Consider the following 22,153-nt stretch of genomic DNA (forward strand, 5'->3'; position numbering starts at 1 on the left):
CTTCTCGTGCTCCCGGCTCTTCTCGGTGCTCCCGGTGGAACCGGCGGAGCTCAGCGGCGGCGCTTCCGCGGCCGCGGCACCTCCAGTTCCTCCAGCCCGGGTCCGTCCCCGTTCTGGACCCGCTGCCATGCCTCGCGGTAGAGACGTGCGACGGGCCGGAGCGGCACGACGACGCCCAGGACGGGCTGCTCCCCCTCGATCAGGTCGTACAGCGGCAGCTTCCACCGCTCCAGCGGGAGGTGCGGGACGGCGAGCTGGGTCCAGCCCCCGGGCAGGAACAGGGAGCGTCCGGCCTTGGAGCGGTTGCCCTCGATGACGAGGTCGGTGGCGGCGAGTTCGGCGCGGGCGGCCCGGTGCCGGGCCGTGCCGCCGCGCTGCGCGCCCCAGCCGGTCCAGCGGGCGGTGTTGCGGTCGGTGGGGTCGGGCAGGACGAGCAGCATCAGGTAGAGGACGGCGGCGTCCGCACTGATGCCGTACCGCTCGGTCACCTCCGTGACCAGGTCGGGTACGGACCGGGCGGGGTCCTGCGGCCACCACAGGCCGTCCGCGTCACGCTCGCCCGCCACCGGGTTGCCGGGGTCGGCGAGGAGTTCGGCGAACAGCCGGTCGCGCACCAGGCGCAGTGCGGTCTCCTGGGCGTTCGGCCGTGTACCGGTGAACAGCGCCGTCAGGTGGGGGTCGTTCCCGGACGCGTCCAGCAGCGCGGGCCGGATGGCTGGCACGGGTTCGGACGCCTCGGTGCCCAGCACGATCGCGCCGTAGCGCACGTGGTCGTCGCCGGTCTCGGTGGGATCTCCGGCGGCCTGCCGGTACGCCTCCCAGTCGATCCGCCGGTCGAGATGGATCAGCAGGCCCGGGTGGGCGAGCCGGTCGCGCAGCGCGGTCAGGATGCCGGGCAGCACGGCACGGACCGGGTCGCCGGAGGGGAGACGGTGGGCGAGGTACGCGGCCAGGGCCACCGAACCCTTGAGGACACCGTTGTCGAAGCCTGGCCCCTGCCCGGTGGATTCGACGTAGTAGCGGTTGAACGTCCAGTCCCGGTCCTCGGTCAGCCGGGGCTCGCCGGCCATGTCGACGAATCCCCACAGCGCCGCGGCCGGTGCCCATCCCGGCGAGACCACGCTGCGGACCGCGTCGTGCAGCACCTCCTCGGGGACGGGGGTGCGCCGGCCCAGGCGGTCGTTCCAGACCGCGGCCGCGCGGGCGGCGTCGGGGCCGTGCGTCCACAGCCGGGACGGATCGTCGGGGAGCAGCGCCGCCACGACGGCCTGCCGGGCCCGTGCGTCCAGGGTCTTCAGCTCCTCCTTGGCCACGCGCGCGTCGGCCGTCCTCACCCCGATGGTCTTCAGCGTCGCGGCGGGTACCGGCTCGCGCCGGTGGTCGATCCTGGGCAGGCCCGCGACGACCAGTCGGGCCATGGTCGGGGTGATGCCGGTGAGCCGCGCGAACTCCTCGGCCGCCGCCGGGAACCAGGGTGCCGGGCCGCGTTCGGCGAGTTCGGCGCGGAACGCCGCGGCCCAGCCGGCCGGCCGGGTCGGCTGCGGTACGAACGGCTGTGCGGCGAGCAGGGTGTAGGGCGCGGGTACCTCGAACCGGCCGGAGGGGTCGTGGAAGAGCGCTCCGTAGTGCCGGCCCGTGGGCTCGTCCACGTTCGCGTCGTTGAGGAGGAGCCACGGCCGGTACGGGAGGAGCAGGAACGCGCCGCCTTCGAGGTTCAGCACGGTGGCCTCCGTGTGCCCCTTGATGGCGTCGGGCCCTTCGAACAGGCTCGGGTCCAGCCGCAGCCGGACCGCGCGCCAGTGGTCGGGGTCCAGTTCGGTGAGGCCCTGCGCGTCGAACTCCGCGAGGAACGCGTCGAGCGCCGCCCGGTCTTCCTCCACGGTGGCCGCCGAACCCGCCCGCAGCGCCAGTATCGCGGACAGCAGGGGAAGGGCCAGGGGGTCCAGCTTCTCGAACGCCTTCTGTGGGTCCAGTTCGACGTGGGTCCGGCCGGGGGGAACCGGCTGGACCAGGCCCCGCATCGACCGGCCGAGCAGGCCCGGCAGCTCGTACAGGAGGTGGTCGGAGTCGTAGTACGCGGTGTACCAGCCGTAACCGGTCAGGCCGAGGCCGTTCACGGCCGCCTCGAGCCGGGCGTCGCCCACCTTGGGCCGGGGGGCCTCGCGCGGAACGACTCCGGCGATCGCGGAGTCGAGCCGGGCGCGCGCCGCGTCGATCATGCGCTGCTGCTCGGCGGCGAACCGCACCACTCCGGTGATGCCCCGGCGCAGTGCCTCATGGCCGACCTGCGGCAGCAGGGTGCGCACCCGTGCGGGCACCAGGTCCGCACCGTGCCCGGCCGGTTCCGTTCCGGGTTCGTCCTCTCCCTCGGTGTCGCGCGGCCCCTCCTCCATGGCCGCGGCCAGCAGGGCCGCCGCCGTCTCCTCGCCGACCGCGCGGAGCGCCGCGGAGCCCCGCGGGTCGCGCGGCCGGAGCTGGTGCCAGTAGTGCATCGGCGGGAACAGCGCGGTGCCCGCGCTGAAGGAGCCGGTGCTGTGGTCTCCCGGGGTCCGGGCGACCACGCTGCCGTCCTGGTCGTACAGTTCGATTCCGCCGTACGTCCGGATCACCGCGAGGAACCGCTCGGTGCCCGGGAACCGCAGCGCGTGGCGCAGGGGGTGGTACGTCCCGGGCGGCACGACAACCGAGCGTCCGGACAGGTCCTCGCCCCGGCGTGAGCCGTCGGGCAGTTTCACCACGCGCCAGCCGAGCACTCCGTCCACCGGACCGCACACCGGGCCGTGAGCCGCGGACGGCTCGGGGCGCAACCAGGCGGTTTCCAGCACACTGCCCTCCGGCACGTCCGACAGGGCCGTGGCGAGCCATTCCGGTACTCCGGGTGCGCCCGCCGTGTCACTGACGGGGTCGTAGGCATGCCATGCCTCGGAGCCGGTCCCGCCGTCCCGGATCCACACCCAGTACGACGTGCCGTCGCTCAGGATGTTCCGCCGGTCCGGCATCACGGTGTCCCCCCGGCGCAGCACGCCGTGCCCGGTGGTGCGGCCACCGCCGGGCAGCGGGAGGGAGACGGGGTCCGGGTCGCTGCTGTATCCGCCCCGCCCCTCCGCCGTGGCGAGCCGGGAGCCGGGTGACGATGCGAGGGGGAGCGGCGGTGCGTCCGCGGTGTGGTGCCAGTAGCACTGCGAGCCGGTCCGGTACGTGTGCCACGAGACGAACAGCTCTCCGTCCACGTACTGGCAGCCCACGTCCCAGAGGCTGTTCGCCACATCCGCCGGAAGGCGCAGCTCATGGATGAGGGCCGTGCCCTCCGCGCCGATCACCCGGGCCTGTCCGCGGGCCACGACCACCAGGTGGGGCCAGGAGTCGGCGACACGCAGGTTTTTGGCCGGTGTCTCCGGCGCGAGGGCTTCGAGGGCCTCGTCCCAGGCGGGCCAGCCCAGCTCGTCGAGGATGCCGGTGCGCAGGGTGCGGGCGAGGGCCGGTACGACACCGGTGGCCAGTGCCTGGCGTACCTCGTCCTCGGCGACGGCCAGCACCTCTCCCGGCAGCCAGTCCGGAATCCGGAGTGTGTCGGAGAGTTCGGGCAGTTCACTGTTCCGGTACCGCCGGCAGGCCGCGCCCACCCAGACGGCGAGCATCGGCCGTCCGCCGGGGGACTCGGCCAGTGTGAGGAGGGTGTGCCTGCCGGTGCTCCCCTCGCTGTCGGGACAGCCGTTCCAGAACGCCGGGTGGAAACGGGGGTCGGCCGCCAGCGCGAGGAGGTCACGCCGTCGGCCGCGGGCCGCCCAGGCGTCCAGGGCGAGCCGCGGACGGCGGCCCCGCGGCTCCGCCACCGGTACGCCCAGTGACAGGAGCTGGTCGAGCAGGTCCACATCGCCGACCGGGGGCGGCAGCATGTCCGCGGCCGCTTCGAGTTCGCCGCGCAGCACGCCGGCCATGCGGTCGACGATCGGGTACAGCCCCTCCGGGGCCGGGTGATGGCCGTCGGCTCCGCACAGTGCGACGAACCGGCGCAGCCATCCGGCCGCGCCGTCGGGGGACCGCACGTCGGCGGGCAGCGTGGGGTCGCACAGGCCGGCGGTGGCGTCACTCTTCTCCAGCAGGTCGAGCCACTGGTCCAGTTCCTCGCGCGCCCAGTCCGCGGGCAGCAGTCGCAGCAGGGTGCCGCGGACGGCGGGCTCCTGCCGGGTCAGCCGGAGCAGGGCCTGGCGGTGGGCCTTCCACCAGCCGGGGGGTGCCTTGGGCGTGCCGGGGAGTTCCAGCATCTCGCGCAGATAGGACATCTCCTCCGCCTGCGCGTCCGGGCCCGCGGCCGCCTTCGCCAGCTTGCGCAGTTCGCTCGCGCCCGGACTGGACGGGGGCAGTCCGTGGGCCGCGAGCCGGACGAAGAGCCCGCGCAGATGCCGGAACGCCGTGGCGGCCGGTACCCGGGAGGTGAGGCCCTTGGCGTAGCTGGAGAGGACCTTCGTCGGTACGGCGTCGGCCAGGGCGAACTCCAGGAAGACGGCGTCCATGCGGGCCTCGTCGAACGGCAGCGCGTGGGCCGTCTCCGCCTTGCGGGCGTTGACGAACATCTGCGAGGCGTAGGCCTGTTGACCGGCGGCCAGGAACACCCGGCCGGCCTGCTCGTAGAAGGTCGGCAGGAAGTGCGGTACGGAGCCCGCGAGCCGTTCACCGAGGGACTCGTAGGTGGCGCGGGCCCTCTTCGCCCGCGATCTCACCGTCCGGGCGACCTTGTCCATCTCCTCGACCAGGGACATCGCCAGGTGGCCGTCGGAGGGGTGGCGGGCCAGTACCCAGTCGGGGAAGCCCAGGGCCCGGTGCTGTCCGACACCGACCTCCACCGGGTCGCCCTCGGGCCGAAGTCCGAGGAAGCCGGAGTCCTGGTCACCGGTGTGGTCCTCGGCGGTCAGGCGTACGACGGTCCTCCCGTCCAGCTGCGGATGGCGGTAGGCCCGGGCGAACATGCGCACCGCCCGCTCACCGCCCCCTGTGGTGCCCGGCGGCAGTACCGCGCCGGCGCGCAGCAGTTCCTCCACGTCCGCCGTCGCCCCGTCCCGCCTCGTGCCGTCACTCATGATCGCGTGCCTTTCGTGGATGTACGTACCGCCGTGCCGTTCACCGGTCGCCGTCCGCGGGGACGGTGCGGCCGGCGTGCAGGGCCGCGGCCATGCGCATGCCCTCCGACCAGGCCACGGGGCCGACCTCGGTCAGCTTCAGGGGGCGGTGCCCGTCCTCGTCGCTCCAGGAGAGATCGCCGGTCCAGGCCCGTTCCTCGGCGTAGGGGTCGCTCATGCCGACGCGGGCGGTGAAGATGCGTCCGGCGTCCCTGATCCGGTCGGTGATGCTGCTGCCGGAGATCGTGTAGCCGAGGGACGTCGCGCGGGCGGAGAGATGGAACCAGGAGCGGTACTCGGCATCGGCGAACTCGCGAATCGACTCGGCGGCCGTGTCAAGGTCGCCGGGCTTGTGCCAGGTGGCGCGGTGGAGCTGCTCGACGCCCTGAACCACGCCCAACTCGGCTGCGAACGTGCGCAGTTCCTCCAAGTCGGGCAGGAGGACCGGGTGGGGCAGGGTCACGGTGCGGGGGGTCAGCCGGACGGTCTCGCCGTCCAGGTTCACCACCCGCAGTGCGCCCGCGTCGTCGGCGTCACGCAGGAAGCCGACGTCGTCGGGGCCGTCACCGACCACGACGGCGTCACGCAGCGCCGCCTGCCACGCCTCGTCGGGCCAGACCCGGGCCAGCAGACCGGTCGGCACCGGCAGGGAGGACACCATCCAGGTGGTGACCTGTGCCGCGCACTCGGCGGCATGCCGGTCCAGCCATTCGGCGAACCGCTGGAGTTCGATCACCTCGGGACGGTCCCGTATCGCCGCGGGCAGGCCTCTCTCCTGTTTCCCCTCCGGCCCGTCCCCCGCCGACGCGGACCGGGCCACCACCCGGCCGTCCACCAGGGCGACTTCGTAGGTGTCGCCCGCTGATCGCCAACCCATGAGATCTTCGCCTCTCCCACCATCCGGAAACCGGCACAGCGCATCCGGCAGCCCCAACTGGCCTGCCTCGCCGTGGCGTTGACCGGAAGACTAGGGGGTAACGCTGACAGTCACCGGTGAAAGCCCCGGCACGGGAGGACCGGCGCCCCGCTCCGCCGAGTCGCGGGTCCCTGTGCAGGAGCGGATCCGGGTGGCGAAGCGCTCGGGCGCCACGGCGGGGGTGGGATGTGCCTCGACCTCCGTGAACAACCCCGGTCGCCTCAGGCGCGCAGCCAGACCGCGGTGTCCCCGGGCAGCCGTCCGTCGGGGTCCAGGGGGCCGCTGGCGAGGAGTGGCGCGGTGTGGGCCGGGAGGGCCACGGGCGTGGCCGCGAGGTTCACCACGCACAGGGCGCCGTCGGCGCGGGTGAAGGCGAGCACGCCGTCGGCGGTGGGCAGCCAGGTGAGCGGCCCGTCGCCGAAGACGGGGCGCAGGCGGATCGCCTCACGGTAGAGGGTGAGCATCGAGCCGGGGTCCCCGGCCTGCCGGTCGGCCGCGTACGACGCCCAGCCGGAGGGCTGCGGCAGCCACGGTTCGCCGCCGAACCCGGCGTGCGGCGCGTCGGCCTGCCAGGGCAGGGGCACCCTGCATCCGTCGCGTCCGGGGTCGGTGCCGCCGGAGCGGGCGTGCATGGGGTCCTCGATGCGGTCGGGCGGGATGTCGGCCTCGGGCAGGCCGAGTTCCTCGCCCTGGTAGACGTAGACCGCGCCGGGCAGGGCCAGGGAGAGCAGGGCGGCGGCGCGGGCCCGGCGGGTTCCGAGAGCGAGGTCGGCCGGGGTACCGAAGACCTTGGTGGCGAAGTCGAACCCGGTGTCGGCGCGGCCGTAGCGGGTGACCGTGCGGGTGACGTCGTGGTTGCACAGCACCCAGGTGGCGGGCGCGCCGATGGGGACGTGCTCGGCCAGGGTCTCGTCGATGGCGGCGCGCAGCCGTCGCGCGTCCCAGGGACAGGTCAGGAAGGAGAAGTTGAACGCGGTGTGCAGTTCGTCGGGGCGCAGATAGCGGGCGAAGCGCTCGGTGTCCGGCAGCCAGACCTCACCGACGAAGACGGCGCCGTACTCGTCGGCGATGGCCCGCCAGGCCCGGTAGATGTCGTGGAGGTCGTCGCGGTCCACGTACGGGTGCGGGTCGCGGCCCGCCACGAAATCCGGCAGCCGGGGGTCCTTCGCCGGCAGCGCGGCGGAGTCGATACGGAAGCCGGCCACGCCCCGTTCGAACCAGAAGCGCAGGATGTCCTCGTGCTCCTGACGGACGGCGGGGTGCGCCCAGTTGAGGTCGGGCTGTTCGGGGGCGAACAAATGGAGGTACCAGTCGCCGCCCGCCGTCCTGGTCCAGGCGGGGCCGCCGAACTCCGACCGCCAGTCGTTGGGCGGGAGCTCGCCGTGGTCCCCGCGGCCCGGACGGAAGTGGAACAGCTCCCGCTCGGCCCCGTCGGCGAGCGCCGCCCGGAACCAGGGGTGCTGGTCGGAGACATGGTTGGGCACGATGTCGACGATCGTGCGGATGCCCAGTACCCGTGCCTCGGCGATGAGTTTCTCCGCCTCGGCGAGGGTGCCGAAGGCCGGGTCGATCGACCGGTAGTCGGCGACGTCGTAGCCGCCGTCCTTCATCGGGGAGAGGTACCAGGGGTTGAACCACAGGGCGTCGACACCGAGTTCGGCGAGGTAGGGCAGCCTGGCGCGGACGCCCGCGAGGTCTCCGGTGCCGTCGCCGTCGCCGTCGGCGAAGCTGCGGACGTACACCTGGTAGATGACGGCGGAGCGCCACCAGTCGTCGTTCCGGTCGGGGGTGGGCTGTCCCACGGTGCGTGCCTCTCTCTTCTGTGGACGTCGGGTCCGGTGTCAGCCCTTGGTGCTGCCCGCGCTGATTCCGGCGATGATGTGCCGCTGGAAGACGAGGAACAGCGCGACCATGGGGATGCTGGCGATCACCATCGCGGCGATGAGCACGGTCAGCTGGATGTTCTGCGACAGCTGCACGAGGGCCACGCTGATCGGTTGCTTCTCGGTGTCGGAGAAGACCATCAGCGGCCACAGGAAGTCCTGCCAGACGGCGACCAGCGCGAAGATCGACACCACGCCGAGCACCGGGCGCGACAGGGGCAGCACGATCGACCACAGGGTGCGCAGTCTCCCGGCGCCGTCGATCTGGGCCGCTTCGAGCACATCCCGGGGCAGTTGGTCGAAGAACCGTTTGAGCAGGTACAGGTTGAAGGCGTTGGCAACGGCCGGCAGCCAGATGGCCAGGGGGTCGTTGAGGAGTCCCAGGTCCGCCACGGTGAGGTACTTCGGTACGACGAGGGCCTGGGCGGGAACCATCAGGGTGGCGAGGATGCCGCCGAGGATCAGCGTGCCGAAGGCGGGCCGCAGCCTGGACAGGGCGTAGGCGGCGGCCGTGCAGAACACCAGCTGGAACAGCCAGGCACCGGACGCCTGCACCACCGTGTTCCCCAGGTGGACCGGCAGTCGCATCAGTTCCCAGGCGTCGGTGTAGCCACTGGTGCTCCAGCTCTCCGGGACGAGGGTGGGCGGGGTGCGGGCCACCTCGTCCGGTGACTTCATCGCGCCGCTCGCCATCCAGTAGACGGGGAAGAGGAAGGCGAGGGTGAAGAGCACGACGACGCCCGTGAACACGGTCCAGTAGACGGCCCTGCCGCGCGGGCGGGCCAGGACGGCCGGGGACACCAGGGTGCGGGTGCTCACCGGGCTTCCTCTCCGGAACGGGTGAGACGGAGGTAGCCGGCGGAGAACACGCCGAGCAGGGCGAGCAGCATCACGCTCAGCGCGCAGGCGCCGCCGAAGTCGTTGTAGAGGAAGGCGTACTTGTAGATGAGATAGAGGACGGTCACGGTCGCGTTCTCCGGGCCGCCGCCGGTGATCACGAAGGGTTCGGTGAACACCTGCATGGTGGCGATGATCTGGAGCAGCATCAGCATGAGGATGACGAATCTGGTCTGCGGCACCGTCACATGGCGGACGCGCTGGAGCAGGTTCGCGCCGTCCAGTTCGGCGGCCTCGTAGAGCTCGCCGGGGATGGACTGGAGGGCGGCCAGATAGATGAGCACGGTGCCGCCCATGTTGGCCCAGGTGGCGACGACGACCAGGGAGATCAGGGCGGTGTCGGCGCCGTTGGTCCAGTTGGACGTGGGCAGGTGCAGGAAGCGCAGTGCCTCGTTGGCGAGGCCGGCGCCGGGGTCGTAGAACCACTTCCACAGCAGGGCGCTGACGACGGGCGGGATCATCACCGGCAGATAGACGACGACCCGGAAGAAGGCCTGTCCGTGCCGGAGTTCGTTGAGGACGAGGGCGAGGACGAAGGGGACCGCGAAGCCGAGCAGCAGGGCGAGCAGGGTGAAGGTGAGCGTGTTGCGCCAGGCCGCGCCGAACTCGGGGTCGTTCAGGACGCGGGTGAAGTTGGCGGTGCCGACCCATTCGGGGTCCCCGCCCGGGGTGTACTCCTGGAAGGCGATCACGACGGCGCGGATCGCCGGGTACCAGGAGAACAGGGCGAAGCAGACGAGTCCGCCGAGGAGGAAGCCGTAGGCGCGCAGCTGGTCGGTGAGGCGGCGCCGTCTCCGGTCCCCTGCCGCCGGCGGCGCCTTCACCGGCCGGACCCGCACGGCGGCCGGCCGCTGTGCCGTCTTCGTCACCGGTCAGCTCCGGGCCAGGATGCCGTCGATCTTGCCGGAGGCGTCCTCGAGGAGCCGGTCGATGTCTGCGTCCTCCTTGGTGAGGACGGCGGAGACGACACCGTCGAGGACGGAGTAGAGCTGCTGGGCGTGCGGCGGCTCGATCTTCATCTCCAGGGACTGGTTGCCGGCCAGGAAGGACCGGTAGTTCTCCACCGGGACGTTGGCGTGGGCCTTCTTGGCCCGCTGGTCCCTGGCGTCGGCGGTGCCGGTGAACAGGCGGGGTTCGGGCAGGCCGACGGGGGCGCCGTTCTTGCGGGCGCGGGCGTAGTCGCCGAGGAATCCGTCGCCGGGGGTGAGGAACATGTGGTCGAGCCACTTGAGTCCGGCGCGGATCTGCTCGGGCGAGGCCTTCCTGCTGACCATGTAGCCGTCGCCGCCGATGAGGGTGGCCCGGCCGCCGGGCATGGGGGCGATGGCTATGTCCTGGTACGCGGCGCCCTTCTCCTTGACCAGGATCGGGATGTTGTCGGGGGCGGCGAGGTACATGCCGAGCTTGCCGGCGCCCATCATCTGCTGGACGTCGTTGATGACGAGCAGTTGCCTGCTGCCCATCGACCGGTCCTTCCACCGCATGTCGTGGAGGGTCCGGAGCACGGCGTGGCCCTCGGGGGTGTCGATGGTGGCCTTCTCGCCGTCGGCGCTCACCACGTCGCCGCCCCGGGAGTACAGCTCGGCGGTGAAGTGCCAGCCGCCCTGGTTCTGGGCGCTGTAGTCGGCATAGCCGACGGTGCCGTCGCCGAGCGCGGCGATCTTCTTCGCGGCGTCCCGGACCTCGTCCCAGGTGGTGGGCGGCCGGTCCGGGTCGAGGCCTGCCTTCTCGAAGAGTTCGCGATGGTAGATCAGGCCCATGGAGTAGCCGGTGCGCGGGATGCCGTAGACCTTGCCGTCGACGGTGTAGATGTCCCGCAGCTGCTGCTGAAGGGTGTCGTAGCTCTTCAACTCTTTTATGTACGGAGTGAGATCGGCCGCCTGGTTGATGTCGACGACGTGTCGCGCGTCGGTGAAGTACGTGTAGAAGACGTCCTCCATCTGCCCGCCGGCGAGTTTGGCGTCGAACGTCTTGGGGTCCTGGCAGGGGAACGCGTCGTGCGGGACGACGTCGATGTCCGGGTTCCGCTTCTCGAAGGCGGCGATGTCCTCCTCGAAGAACTGCCGGTCGACCTTGGCGCTCTTGGGCGGCATGCAGTTGACGGTGATGCGGGTCTTGCCGCCGGCGGCTTCGTCGCCGTCCGAGCCGCATGCGGTGAGCGTGAGCGCGCCGACGCCCAGAGCGACGAAGGTACGACGGATCCCGGTGCTTCTCATCGGTGGACCCCTTCAAGGGACAGGAGCGAGTGAACCCCTCGGAACAGGAGCGGTGGGCGGGGCACACTCAAGCACCGACGACATCGGTCCGCAAGATATCGCGCAGACTTTGAAATTATTCGACAGACAGGTGGATCTCAGGAACGGGGCGCCTGGGCGGTCGACCCCCGCACCACCAGTTCGGGCTCGAACAACAGCTCCTCGGGGGCCACCGCGCTCCCGCTGATCTGTGCGTTGAGCAGTTCCACGACCGCCCTGCCCATGGCCTCGATGGGCTGCCGGACGGTGGTGAGCGGGGGCTCGGTGCAGTTCATCAGCGCCGAGTCGTCGTATCCGACGACCGAGATCTCCCCTGGCACGTCGAGCCCCTTGCGGCGGGCGGCCCGTACGACACCGAGGGCGAGGGGGTCACTGGCACAGATGAAGCCGGTGACGCCCCGCTCGATGAGCCGGGAGGCGGCGGCGTGACCGCCCTCGATGGAGAACATGGCGCGGGCCACGCGCTCCTCGGGCACCTCGCCGGCGACGGCGCGGGCGGCGGCGAGCTTGCGCGCGGAGGGCACGTGGTCGCCGGGGCCGAGCACCAGGCCGATGCGCTCGTGCCCGAGCGAGGCCAGATGTCTCCATGCCTGCTCCACCGCCACGGCGTCGTCGCAGGAGACGGCCGGGAAGCCGAGGTGTTCGATGGCCGCGTTGACCAGGACGACGGGGATGTTGCGCTCGGCGAGCCGGCGGTAGTGCTCGTGGGGCGCGTCGGCCTGCGCGTAGAGGCCGCCGGCGAACACGACGCCGGAGACCTGCTGCTGGAGCAACAGGTCCACATAGTCCGACTCGGAGACGCCGCCACGGGTCTGGGTGCACAGCACCGGCGTGAGGCCGAGCTGGGCCAGCGCGCCGCCGATGACCTCCGCGAAGGCCGGGAAGATCGGGTTCTGCAGCTCGGGCAGGACCAGTCCGACCAGCCGGGCGCGCTCGCCGCGCAGCTGGGTCGGCCGCTCGTAGCCGAGCACGTCCAGGGCGGACAGCACCGCCTGCCGGGTCGCGTCGGAGACTCCCGGCTTGCCGTTGAGCACCCGGCTGACCGTGGCCTCGCTGACGCCGACCTTCTTCGCCACCACAGCAAGTCGTCGTGTCATGAACGCAAGACTAGCGCAAGAAATGCAAATGGCTTGCGTACGGGTGCAACGTCCCCGGTCAGGGAGCCGAACGGCCGGGAGCAAGGAGGAGAGGGGAGAGGGGCAGGCGCAGGGTCGGCGGGGGCCGGTCAGTCGGCGGCGTGGACCACCCGGAGGTGGGAGACGGAGCGGCGGGCCCGGCGGCTGCGGGCCGGGGCGCGGGGGGCCTCACGCAGCACGAGGGTCAGCCGGGCGCAGCCCATCTCCTGGAGGGTGTCGGTCGTCTCGACGACGATGCGGCAGTCCGTGGCGCCCCAGCGTGGATCGGGATGCAGCAGCGGCCGTACGGCGCCGTCGTGTTCGGCGGCCCGCTCGCCGACGGACCGGAGCCAGTGCGGCAGGCCGTGCCGGTAGGCGGCCTCCATGATCGGGTCCTGGGCGATGTCGCGGCGGATGGCCTGCATCCCGTGGTCCTGGCCGTGGCGCTCGACGGTCTTGGCGAAGTGGGCCAGCATCGGCAGGCACCAGCTGGACTCGTGGTCGCCGAGGACGGTGGCGGCGTCCGGGTGGAAGAGGACGAACCGGAGGAAGTTGTCGACGGGCAGGGCCGTGGGATGCGGCTCCACGGCCTGGAAAAGTGTCCGGAAAGCACTGTTGGTGAGCAGCACGTCCCAGCGGTGGTCCACCACCAGTGAGGGGAAGGGGGCCGCTTCCAGCAGAGCGGCGTAGTCCCGCAGATAGGCCTGGGCCTCGGGAGTGCCGGGGCCGGGCCGCGGATCCGGCCGCTGCCCTCCTGCCTGAGATGTCATCGGGAGGTCACCCCTCTTGCCCGTGCGGCCCTGACGCGGGCCCTGATCCTGGTGCCCGGACATGTGACGTGTCAACTATCGTGGCATTCCGCGACGGTTGACGGCTGAAATTGGCCACAGTTGTGGCGAGACCTGGATGTGAGTTCGAACCACCGGCTAGTCTCCGTGAGGTTCACGGCAATCGCTTGTGAGAAGCCTGTGAGAGACGTAGGAGATCTTTCGGTGACGGGTGACTTCGAGGGTCCGGGCACCGCGCCGACAGCCGCGCTGCCGGCCGTCGTCGCCCGCGTCTCCGCACTCGCCGACCGGCTCGACGTGCCGCACGCCGAGGTTTTCGACATCGGCCGGCTGTCCGTGGCCTCGGGTGTACCGGAGCCCGTGGTCAAGTCGCTGCTGGGCGGGCGGCCCGCGGGCGAGCCCGATGTCCAGGCCCGGTTCCTGCAGCGGCTGGACCTGCTGCGCCGCACCCGGCTGAAGCCGAACGGCCGCAAGTACACCCAGCAGGAGATCGCCGACGGCGCGGGTATGTCCCGGCAGCAGGCCGGCGCGCTGATCAACGGCGACCGGCGGCCCACCATGGAGCACTGCGACGCCATCCAGCGGTTCTTCCGGGTGCACGCCGGTTTCCTCACCGCGGAGGACCCCGAGGCGCTGACGAGCGCCCTGCAGCACACCGAGCAGGAACTGCTGCAGAAGCTCGCGGACCGGGAGCGCGAGGCGGCCGCGCTCGCCGACGATCCGCTGGAGCGGCTGCTGCAGGACCACGGGGTGCGCGGAATCGCCTGGCGGGCCGCGCAACTGCCCACCGACCAGCACCGCGACAAGGTCGCGGAGTGGCTGGACATGCTCCTGGAGAGCGTCCAGCGGCCCAAGTCCTGACCCGGGGAGAACTGTGGGCATCGGCAGGGAAATGCGCCGCCTGTGCGGCGAGTTGGTCGCGGAGCTGACGCTTCCCGTTCCGGCGCGGCCCGCCGATCTGTACACCGCCCTGTGCGAGGGCATGAGCCGGCGCCGCGGCCGGCCCGTCCTGTTCCGTACGGCCGTCTTCCCGCCGGGTACGGCGAGCGGGCTGTGGCTCGACATGGCCGACCAGGATCTCGTGGTCGTCGAGGAACGCACCGCTCCCGACCACCAGTTGGTGATCCTGGGCCACGAGCTGTGGCACATGAAGGCCGGGCACTGCGGCGGTCACGTCGCCGGAGCCGGGGTCGCGACCCGCCTGCTGGACGCGGCGGTCGACGAGGACGCGCTGCGGACGACCGTACTGAGGGTCGCCGCGCGCACCCGTTTCGACCTCGCGGAGGAGAAGGAGGCCGAGGCGTTCGGTCTGCTGCTGGCCAGCAAGTGCCGGACCCGGCTCGCCGGTTCGGCCCTGCGCGGACCGGTGCAGCGGGACCACCTGGCCGGCCGGATCGGGGCGTCGCTCGGCTACCTGGGTCCTCAGAGCTGAACGGGCCCGCCCCGGCCCGCGGGGCGGGCCGATTGTCAGTGGGGGACGGCAAGCTGGAGGCAGGCCCCCGCACCGTGCGGGGGCGTGGGACCGACGACCACGACACGGGGAGAGCCGAGCGATGCCCACCGCCGTACTGACCGACCGCGAGCGCACCGCCGTCCAGGCCTATCTACGGCTGCTGCACACCGTGCGCGCCGCCTTCGACACCGGCCGACCGGGAGCGCCGGACACCGCCGGGCCGCCACTCGTCCCGCCGTCCGTACTCGCCGAGGCGGAGGCCGCGCTGGCCCGGGCGGGCCTGACCGGCAACGAGGAGAAGTTCTTCCGGCTGGTCCGCACCTGGCACCCCGAGCCGTAGCCCCACCCGTCAAGCGTGCGGGACCCGGCCGCCACCACACGGCCCGGTCCCCCACACCCAGGCCCCCAGGCGCAGACACCCCCGCCCGAAAAACCAACGCCGCCCTCCACCCCCCAGGGGCGCGGGGAACTGCGCGACCAGCCCCCACCGAGCCGCACCCGCACCCTCCACTCAAACCCCCGCCTCAAAACCAACGCCGACCCCCCACCCCCCAGGGGCGCGGGGAACTGCGCGACCAGCCCCCACCCAGCCGCACCCGCACCACCCCTCACCTGGCAAGACCGGCGGAGCCGAACCTCACGCGGGCGCGACGGCGATCGCCGTGGCGATCAGGTCGTCCCGCGCGGCCCAGCGGCCACTGAAGTGGCCGACACGGCGCCCGCCCACCACCGGGCCCGGGACGAGGAGCGTGGCACGGAACGTGCCCCGGGTGTCCTCCCCCTCGTCGACCTGGAGATCGATGTCCGCCTCCCCGAAGTCCAGCCACTTCCCGGTGAGCGGGAACCACGCCTTGTACACGGACTCCTTGGCGCTGAACAGCAGCCGGTCCCAGTGCACCGCGGGCAGTTCCCCGCTCAGCCCGGCGATCCGCGCCGCCTCCTCCGGCAGCGCCACGGAGGACAGCACACCCTCGGGCAGCGGCGCATGGGGCTCGGCGTCGATGCCGACGGACACCAGATCTCCGGCGCGGGCCAGCGCGGCGGCACAGTAGCCCTGGCAGTGGGTCATACTGCCGGTCAGCCCGTCCGGCCAGACGGGTGCACCGCGCTCTCCGGGCAGCACGGCCCGCGGCGGCACGCCGAGCTTCTCCATCGCACGGCGGGCGCAGAAGCGTACGGCGGTGAACTCCCGGCGCCGCTTGAGGACGGCCCGCTGGATCAGCGTCTCTTCCCCGGGGTACAGCGGAGCGTCGACGCCCTCGTCGCCGTATGCCTCCACGGCGACCACCGTCGACGGCAGCAGTTCCTCGATCATCGTCCGCGCCCCTCCCCGGACTTCCCGTCCTCCCCATCCTCTCCGGGCCCTCCGGGCTCCGCGGGCACGATCCGGCGCAACCGCCCCGGTGGCCGGTCCCGCCCCCGCCACTCGCGCGGGTAGCCCACCGACACCTCCTCGAAGCGGACACCGTCCCGCCAGGTGGTCCGGGGGATGTGCAGATGCCCGTAGACCACCGTGCGGACGGGGAACCGCCGGTGCCAGTCGTCGGTCAGGACGGTGCCGCACCACATGGCGAACTCCGGATACCAGAGCACGTCCGTCGGATGGCGGTGCAGCGGATGGTGGTTGACGAGGACGAGCGGCAGACCGTCCGGCACCTCGGCGAGCCGGCGCTCCGTCTCGGCGACCCGGGCCCGGCACCAGTCCTCGCGGGTCGGGTACGGGTCGGGGTGCAACAGGTTCTCGTCGGTGCAGATCACGCCGGTGCCGTGCGCGTACTCCAGTCCTTCGTCCTTGGTGGTGCACCCGGACGGCAGGAACGTGTAGTCGTACAGCAGGAAGAGGGGTGCGACGGCGACCGGGCCGCCGGGCCCCTCCCACACGGGGTAGGGGTCCTCGGGGGTGATCACTCCGAGGTCGCGGCACTGTTCGACCAGGTGCTCGTAACGGGCGACGCCGCGCAGCGTGACCGCGTCGCTCGGGTGGGTCCACAGTTCGTGGTTGCCGGGCACCCAGACGACCTTGGCGAACCGGCCCGCGAGGGTCTTGAGGGCCCAGCGGACGTCCTCCACGGTCTCCGCGACGTCACCGGCCACCAGCAGCCAGTCCTCGTCCGACTCCGGCCGCATCCCTTCGACCAGGGCACGGTTCTCGGCGTAGCCGATGTGCAGGTCGCTGATCGCCCACAGCTGCCCGCCGCCGTGCGTCTCCGACATCATCCGTCGTCCCTCCACCCGTCACGCGAACGCACCCACGAGATCACAATCATGCCGCTCGAACAAGCGACAACCGGGTGAGGCACGTGGTATCAGAACCGGTCGTCCAAGCCGTATGATCGCCCCAACACCACCGCCGTGAGGACGCCCTTCGCACAGGGCGGTTTGGTGACCCTCCATACCTCTGCCCGGGCAACGGGTTACTCAGCCGTGCCCGCGAACCCGAAAGGCGGCCTGCATGGTCTCTCGCGTACGCGTCTGGCTCAACCGCACGTACGCGGAGAACGTGTTCTTCATGGATCAGCTGAGACGAAATCCCAGCGACCGGGCCGTCGAGATCCATGCCACCCACGGGGACCCCGACTCCCCCGTGCTGGCCGCCGCCGACACCGCCGAGCTGGAGCCCGAGGGCCTGTCCCCGGCGGCGTACGTGGAGTACGCGCTCACGCAGTGCGAGCGGCGCGGCATCGATGTGTTCGTCCCCCGGCTGCACCAGGCGGCGATCGTGGCGCACCGCGCCGAGTTCGAGGCCGCCGGTACGGCGCTGCTGGCGCCACCGCCCGAGGCGGTGGCCGTGTTCCACGACAAGGTGATCGCCTACGAGGCGGTCCAGGCGATCGGCGTGCCCGTGCCGCCGTGGTGGCGGGTCCGGAGCGCGGACGAACTCGTCGCGGCGGTGGACGAGCTGGAAGGCAGTGGACACCGGGCGTGTTTCAAGCCGGCGTCCGGTGCGGGCGGGGTCGGCTTCCGTATGATCACGCGCGCGCCCTTCTCGCTCGCGCAGCTGAGCGGCTTCCCGAGCCCGTACGTGCCGCTCGGCCTGGTGCTGGACGCCGTGCGGGAGGCCGAGGAGCCGGTGGACTGGCTGGTGATGCCGCGTCTGGAACAGCCCGAGGTGTCGGTGGACTGTCTGACCGGGTCCGACAACCGGGTCCGGCTGGCCGTGGGACGCACCAAGAACGGCCGTCGCCGGGGCTTCACCCTGCACGAGCGATGGCTGGAGCCGGCCCGGCGGATCGCGGAGAGCTTCCGACTGCACCACCTGTCGAACATCCAGTTCCGGATGCTCGGCGACCGGCCCGTGCTGATGGACGTCAACACCCGGCCGGCGGGCGGGCTGCACCAGCTGTCCCTGTGCGGGGTGAACGCTCCGTGGGCCGCCGTCCGGCTGGCGCTCGGTGACGATCCGGGTGAAATGGAGCCGCCGTTCCTGGGCCAGGACTACTCCGTGGTGTCCGGTCCGCGGCCGCTGCTGCCGGTGTCGCTGCCGCGGCAGCGCACGGACGTGGCCGCGGCCGTGCAGGAGGCCGTACCGGGTGCCGCGCCGGGTGCCGGACCGGACGCCGTGCTCGCTCCGGCCGCTCCGGGTGCCCCCTCGGCTCCGGTGTCCGTGGCGCCGAGGACGGCGACCGCGGCGCGCTCGTAGAACTTTTCCGGGAATCTTCCGCCGGGGGTGTATCAGGGGCCGGGCAGCGGGCTCTTGATGGTGTCGGCGACCGGGGAAAGCCGGCGGGGGGAAGCACGGGGGAACCGGGAGCACGGGGGAACCGGGGGGCTCGGGTCGGTCGGCCGCTGTCACGGGGGGCGACCGGCCGACCCGAGGCCATGCCCCGGGCTATCCGAGGTAGGCGAGACCGGGGTGGACGGCGGTGTAGCCGTCGACGAGACGGCGGGCCACGTTCACCGAGTCGACGAGCGGGTGCAGGGCGAAGGCCTTGACCGCAGTCGCGCGGGAGCCGGACCGGGCGGCGGCCAGCACCTCGCGTTCCACCGCCTTGACGGCGCAGACCAGACCGGTGGCGTGCGGGGGCAGCGGGTCGACGGAGACGGGGTGCGCGCCGTTGGCGTCCACCAGGCAGGGCACCTCGATCACGGCCTCCGCGTCCAGGGGGGTCAGGGTGCCGCGGTTGCGGACGTTGAGGATCAGGGTGGTGCGTTCGTCACGGGCGATGGCCCGCATCAGGGCGAGGGCCACCTTCTCGTAGCCGCCGGACAGGTCGTCGGCCTCACGTTCGCCCGCGCCCGCGGTCTCCCGGTTCTCGGCCATGTAGGTGGCCTCGCGTTCGGCGCGGGTGCGCTCCCACAGGGCCAGGGCGGAGGCCTCGGGGTCGCGCGTCCCGGCGTAGAAGCGGGCCTGCTGGTCGCGCAGGAACGCGCCGCGGGTCCGGTCGGCCTGCCGGTAGGCGTCCACGGCCTCACGGTTGAAGTAGTAGTAGTGCAGGTACTCGTTGGGGATCGCGCCCAGCGACCGCAGCCAGTCGGTGCCGAAGAGCCGGCCCTCCTCGAAGGAGCCGAGCAGCGCCGGATCGGCGAGCAGGCGCGGGAGTTCGTCGCGGCCGGCGATCCGCAGACCGCGCACCCAGCCGAGGTGGTTCAGGCCGACGTAGTCGATCCACGCCTCCCCCGGCCGCGCGCCGAGCACCCGGGCGATACGGCGGCCGAGGCCGACCGGTGAGTCGCAGATGCCGATGACGCGGTCCCCGAGGTGGCGGGCCATGGCCTCGGTGACCAGGCCGGCCGGGTTGGTGAAGTTGATGACCCAGGCGTCGGGGGCGAGCCGGGCCACCCGGCGGGCGATGTCGACGGCGACGGGCACGGTGCGCAGGCCGTAGGCGATGCCGCCCGCGCCGACCGTCTCCTGGCCGAGCACGCCCTCGGCGAGGGCGACCCACTCGTCGTCCGCCCTGCCCTCCAGGCCGCCGACACGGATCGCCGAGAAGACGAAGTCGGCGCCGCGCAGCGCCTCGTCGAGGTCGGTGGTCCAGGTCACCTCCGGGGCGTCGGGCACTCCCTCGGCCTGCTCGGCCAGCACGCGGGCGATCGCGGCCAGCCGGCCGGCGTCCACGTCGTGCAGCACGACCCGGGTCACCCGCCCCTCGGCGTGGTCCCCGAGCAGCGCCCCGTACACCAGCGGCACGCGGAACCCTCCGCCGCCCAGAATCGTCAGCCTCACATCCGCACCCTTCCCACCACGACGAACGTGGACGACCCTACTCGCGGCGCGGGTGTCACGGCGGGCCGCGCGCCGCGCCGCGAGTGCCCCTGGCCTGGCCGGCCGGCCCCCCGGAAACTGCCGTCCGTGACCGCCCGATCCGCGTCGGACCGTCTGCTGTCGGTACTCGCGGCCTTCGCCCCCGCGCATCCGGCGCTGCCCCTCATGCACCAACCACCGGGCCGGGCTCACCCTGAACCAACCCGCCCGATCCCACCCATGCCCGGGACCGACCGAGAGTTCTACCCACGCCCGGGACCGACCGCAGAGTCCTACCCACCCGCGGGACCGACCGCAGAGTCCTACCCACGCGTGGGACAGACCGCCCGATTCCGCCCGCGTGTGGGACAGACCGCCCGATTCCGCCCGCGTGTGGGACCGACCACCCGATTCCGCCCGCGTGTGGGACCGACCACCCGATTCCGCCAACGCCTGGGATCAGCCGCCGGGTTCTGCCGGGCCTCGGGCCGGCGGCCGGGCACCCGGGGCGTGTGGCCGTGGGGTGCGAAAATCCCTCTCGCCGGTGAGGACGGGGTTCCGGGACCTCGTGATACTGGGACGGCCCCCGCCCCGAGGAGCCGTTCATGTCCTTCCGGTCCGTCCTCACTCCGGTCGTCACCCGCTGGCGTACGGCGAATCCGTACGCCCTCGACACGGCGCTCGCCGCGCTCGTGCTGTTCGCCGTCTCCCTGCAGTGGATGTTCCCCGACGAGGGTGACGACCCGCTGACCTGGCAGGGCTGGCTGCTCGGCGCCGCCACGGCCGTGCCGCTGGTCTGGCGGCGGCGGGCGCCCTTCGCGACCGCGTACGCCGTGTCGGTCGCCACCTCGGCGCAGGCGCTGTACCACGCGCCCCCGCCCGACGTCATGTACGGCGGGATGGTCGTCCTGTACACCCTGGCCGCTGTGGGCAAACCCTGGCAGCGCCGGACGATGCTCGCAGGCTGGGTGATCGGGGTCGTGACGACCATGCAGCACCAGACGGACAAGGAGCCCTTCGAGTACGCCTTCCATCTGATGGGCCTCGTCTGCGCCTACGCCCTCGGGATGCTCGCCCGGGTGCAGCGCGCCTACACCACCGAACTGGAGGACCGGGCCCGCCGGCTGGAGCGGGAGCGGGCCGCGGACACCGCGCGGGCGAGGGCCGAGGAACGCTCCAGGATCGCCCGGGACATGCACGACATCCTGGCGCACGCCGTGAGCCTGATGGTGGTGCAGGCGGAGGCGGGTCCGGTCGTGGTGCGCAGGGATCCGGAGCGTGCGGAGGCGACGTTCGACACCATCGCGGCGACCGGGCGGGACGCGATGACCCAACTGCGTAGGATTCTTGGCGTGTTGAAGGAGGAGCGAGCGGACGGCGCGACCGTGCCCCGACTGCCGCAGCCGAGCGTGGCGGCCCTGCCCCAACTGGTCCGCCGGGTGCAGGAGTCCACGGGACTGCGCGTCGGGCTGCGCACCACGGGCGAGCCCCGCCCGCTGGCCTCGGACACCGAGGTCGCGGCCTACCGGGTGGTCCAGGAAGCGCTCACCAATACCGTGAAGCACGCCCGTGCCTCCCGCGCGGTGGTGGAACTGGACTGGGCGGAGGACCGGGTGACCCTCACGGTGACCGACGACGGACGGGGCCCGTCCGCGCCGGCCGGCGGACACGGACTGATCGGCATCCGGGAGCGGGCCGCGGCCTGCGGGGGCAGTGCCGAGACCGGCGGTGGTCCGGACGGCGGTTTCCGGGTCGTCGTACGCCTGCCCGCGGCCGCCGACCGGGAGGGGGCCCTCGGATGAGCATCCGGGTGGTCGTCGCCGACGACCAGGAGCTGGTCCGGGCCGGCTTCGGCATGATCCTCGACGCCCAGGACGACATCGAGGTGGTCGCCGAGGCCGGCGACGGCGAGGAGGCGGTCGCGGCGGTGCGCCGGCACGCCCCGGACGTGCTGCTGCTCGACATCCGCATGCCGGTGATGGACGGCCTGGAGGCGGCCCGGCGGGTGTGCGCGCAGTCGGGCTGCAAGGTGGTCATGCTGACCACGTTCGACCTGGACGAGTACGTGTACGAGGCGCTGTACGCGGGCGCCAGCGGCTTTCTGCTGAAGGACGTCCGGCGGGACGACCTGGTGCACGCGGTACGGGTGGTGGCGGCCGGTGACTCACTGCTCGCCCCGGCCGTGACGCGGCGGCTGGTCGCGGACATCGTGCGCCGCCGCCACGAGGGGGCCACTGCCGGCACACCGCCCCCGGGGCGCCTGGACGCGCTCACCGCGCGCGAGGTGGAGACCCTGCGGCTGCTGGCCCGGGGACTGTCCAACGCGGAGATCGCCACGACCCTGTTCGTCAGCGAGCACACCGTCAAGACCCATGTGAGCAATGTGCTGGGCAAGCTCGCTCTCAGGGACCGGGTGCAGGCGGTGATCTGCGCGTACGAGACGGGGCTGATCACACCCGGCTCCCCCTGAGGAGTGAGGGAGGGGCCCGTCTCCCCCGTACGGGCGAGGGCCGCAAACCGCTCCTTCCGGCGATCCGCCGACCC

Annotated in this window: 17 protein-coding genes; 6 read left to right on the forward strand and 11 right to left on the reverse strand. The window is 72.4% G+C overall.

Features of this window, described 5'->3' with window-relative positions; translation table 11 throughout:
• Positions 1-50: 50 nt before the first annotated feature.
• From ACIF9R_RS17715 to ACIF9R_RS17750, 8 genes are all read right to left on the reverse strand, one after another.
• Complete coding sequence (locus ACIF9R_RS17715; RefSeq protein WP_399980569.1) at positions 51-5,078, reverse strand: DNA-binding protein; 5,028 nt, start codon at positions 5,076-5,078, stop codon at positions 51-53.
• Between the two features lie 40 nt (positions 5,079-5,118).
• Entirely contained in the window at positions 5,119-5,994 is an 876-nt protein-coding gene (locus ACIF9R_RS17720) for a DUF4132 domain-containing protein (RefSeq protein WP_399980572.1), read from the reverse strand.
• Positions 5,995-6,254: 260 nt separating this feature from the next.
• Positions 6,255-7,835, reverse strand: a complete 1,581-nt coding sequence (locus ACIF9R_RS17725; protein ID WP_399980575.1) for a glycoside hydrolase family 13 protein — start codon at positions 7,833-7,835, stop codon at positions 6,255-6,257.
• A gap of 39 nt (positions 7,836-7,874) precedes the next feature.
• Entirely contained in the window at positions 7,875-8,735 is an 861-nt protein-coding gene (locus ACIF9R_RS17730; protein ID WP_399980578.1) for a carbohydrate ABC transporter permease, read from the reverse strand.
• Positions 8,732-9,682, reverse strand: a complete 951-nt coding sequence (locus ACIF9R_RS17735) for a carbohydrate ABC transporter permease (RefSeq protein WP_399980580.1) — start codon at positions 9,680-9,682, stop codon at positions 8,732-8,734. The genes ACIF9R_RS17730 and ACIF9R_RS17735 overlap by 4 nt, the downstream gene beginning before the upstream one ends.
• A gap of 3 nt (positions 9,683-9,685) precedes the next feature.
• A complete protein-coding gene (locus ACIF9R_RS17740; RefSeq protein ID WP_399980582.1) occupies positions 9,686-11,029 on the reverse strand; it encodes an ABC transporter substrate-binding protein in 1,344 nt (447 codons plus the stop codon).
• 137 nt (positions 11,030-11,166) lie between these two features.
• Positions 11,167-12,165 (reverse strand): LacI family DNA-binding transcriptional regulator, encoded by a 999-nt coding sequence (locus tag ACIF9R_RS17745; RefSeq protein ID WP_399980585.1) that lies wholly within the window; start codon positions 12,163-12,165, stop codon positions 11,167-11,169.
• A 128-nt stretch (positions 12,166-12,293) separates the two neighbouring features.
• Positions 12,294-12,953 carry a hypothetical protein gene (locus ACIF9R_RS17750; protein ID WP_399980588.1) on the reverse strand — a complete coding sequence of 220 codons (660 nt, stop codon included), beginning with the start codon at positions 12,951-12,953 and terminating at the stop codon, positions 12,294-12,296.
• Between the two features lie 222 nt (positions 12,954-13,175).
• Here ACIF9R_RS17750 and ACIF9R_RS17755 point away from each other — a divergent pair, with 222 nt between their 5' ends.
• The 3 genes from ACIF9R_RS17755 (at position 13,176) to ACIF9R_RS17765 (ending at position 14,764) form a co-directional block, all read left to right on the forward strand.
• Positions 13,176-13,832 carry a helix-turn-helix domain-containing protein gene (locus ACIF9R_RS17755; protein ID WP_399980590.1) on the forward strand — a complete coding sequence of 219 codons (657 nt, stop codon included), beginning with the start codon at positions 13,176-13,178 and terminating at the stop codon, positions 13,830-13,832.
• 31 nt (positions 13,833-13,863) lie between these two features.
• The gene (locus ACIF9R_RS17760) at positions 13,864-14,403 is read left to right on the forward strand and encodes a toxin-antitoxin system, toxin component (RefSeq protein ID WP_399980758.1); all 540 of its coding nucleotides are present in this window, start codon (positions 13,864-13,866) and stop codon (positions 14,401-14,403) included.
• A 121-nt stretch (positions 14,404-14,524) separates the two neighbouring features.
• Complete coding sequence (locus tag ACIF9R_RS17765; RefSeq protein WP_399980593.1) at positions 14,525-14,764, forward strand: hypothetical protein; 240 nt, start codon at positions 14,525-14,527, stop codon at positions 14,762-14,764.
• 297 nt (positions 14,765-15,061) lie between these two features.
• Here ACIF9R_RS17765 and ACIF9R_RS17770 read toward each other — a convergent pair whose 3' ends face one another.
• Positions 15,062-15,739, reverse strand: a complete 678-nt coding sequence (locus ACIF9R_RS17770) for a 4'-phosphopantetheinyl transferase (RefSeq protein WP_399980595.1) — start codon at positions 15,737-15,739, stop codon at positions 15,062-15,064.
• Entirely contained in the window at positions 15,736-16,638 is a 903-nt protein-coding gene (locus tag ACIF9R_RS17775; RefSeq protein ID WP_399980760.1) for a metallophosphoesterase family protein, read from the reverse strand. Before ACIF9R_RS17775 ends, ACIF9R_RS17770 begins: the two co-directional genes overlap by 4 nt.
• A 238-nt stretch (positions 16,639-16,876) precedes the next feature.
• On the opposite strand from ACIF9R_RS17775, the gene ACIF9R_RS17780 reads away from it, so the two are divergent.
• Positions 16,877-18,064 carry an ATP-grasp domain-containing protein gene (locus tag ACIF9R_RS17780; RefSeq protein ID WP_399980597.1) on the forward strand — a complete coding sequence of 396 codons (1,188 nt, stop codon included), beginning with the start codon at positions 16,877-16,879 and terminating at the stop codon, positions 18,062-18,064.
• A gap of 189 nt (positions 18,065-18,253) precedes the next feature.
• Here ACIF9R_RS17780 and ACIF9R_RS17785 read toward each other — a convergent pair whose 3' ends face one another.
• A complete protein-coding gene (locus ACIF9R_RS17785) occupies positions 18,254-19,591 on the reverse strand; it encodes a 6-phospho-beta-glucosidase (RefSeq protein WP_399980600.1) in 1,338 nt (445 codons plus the stop codon).
• 623 nt (positions 19,592-20,214) lie between these two features.
• Between ACIF9R_RS17785 and ACIF9R_RS17790 the strand changes: the two genes are divergently transcribed.
• Both ACIF9R_RS17790 and ACIF9R_RS17795 read left to right on the forward strand, forming a co-directional pair.
• Positions 20,215-21,411 carry a sensor histidine kinase gene (locus ACIF9R_RS17790; RefSeq protein ID WP_399980603.1) on the forward strand — a complete coding sequence of 399 codons (1,197 nt, stop codon included), beginning with the start codon at positions 20,215-20,217 and terminating at the stop codon, positions 21,409-21,411.
• Positions 21,408-22,079 (forward strand): response regulator, encoded by a 672-nt coding sequence (locus tag ACIF9R_RS17795; protein ID WP_399980605.1) that lies wholly within the window; start codon positions 21,408-21,410, stop codon positions 22,077-22,079. Before ACIF9R_RS17790 ends, ACIF9R_RS17795 begins: the two co-directional genes overlap by 4 nt.
• Positions 22,080-22,153: the final 74 nt, after the last annotated feature.

The sequence above is a fragment of the Streptomyces sp. NPDC086080 genome, assembly GCF_044540255.1.
In the GTDB taxonomy this organism is placed as follows: Bacteria; Actinomycetota; Actinomycetes; order Streptomycetales; family Streptomycetaceae; genus Streptomyces.

Coding starts and splice junctions, on each gene's coding strand:
- ACIF9R_RS17750 (WP_399980588.1), bottom strand. CDS start 12,953: ATGACATCTCAGGCAGGAGGGCAGCGGCCGGATCCGCGGCCCGGCCCC.
- ACIF9R_RS17795 (WP_399980605.1), top strand. CDS start 21,408: ATGAGCATCCGGGTGGTCGTCGCCGACGACCAGGAGCTGGTCCGGGCC.
- ACIF9R_RS17775 (WP_399980760.1), bottom strand. CDS start 16,638: ATGTCGGAGACGCACGGCGGCGGGCAGCTGTGGGCGATCAGCGACCTG.
- ACIF9R_RS17740 (WP_399980582.1), bottom strand. CDS start 11,029: ATGAGAAGCACCGGGATCCGTCGTACCTTCGTCGCTCTGGGCGTCGGC.
- ACIF9R_RS17745 (WP_399980585.1), bottom strand. CDS start 12,165: ATGACACGACGACTTGCTGTGGTGGCGAAGAAGGTCGGCGTCAGCGAG.
- ACIF9R_RS17765 (WP_399980593.1), top strand. CDS start 14,525: ATGCCCACCGCCGTACTGACCGACCGCGAGCGCACCGCCGTCCAGGCC.
- ACIF9R_RS17715 (WP_399980569.1), bottom strand. CDS start 5,078: ATGAGTGACGGCACGAGGCGGGACGGGGCGACGGCGGACGTGGAGGAA.
- ACIF9R_RS17760 (WP_399980758.1), top strand. CDS start 13,864: ATGCGCCGCCTGTGCGGCGAGTTGGTCGCGGAGCTGACGCTTCCCGTT.
- ACIF9R_RS17770 (WP_399980595.1), bottom strand. CDS start 15,739: ATGATCGAGGAACTGCTGCCGTCGACGGTGGTCGCCGTGGAGGCATAC.
- ACIF9R_RS17780 (WP_399980597.1), top strand. CDS start 16,877: ATGGTCTCTCGCGTACGCGTCTGGCTCAACCGCACGTACGCGGAGAAC.
- ACIF9R_RS17790 (WP_399980603.1), top strand. CDS start 20,215: ATGTCCTTCCGGTCCGTCCTCACTCCGGTCGTCACCCGCTGGCGTACG.
- ACIF9R_RS17720 (WP_399980572.1), bottom strand. CDS start 5,994: ATGGGTTGGCGATCAGCGGGCGACACCTACGAAGTCGCCCTGGTGGAC.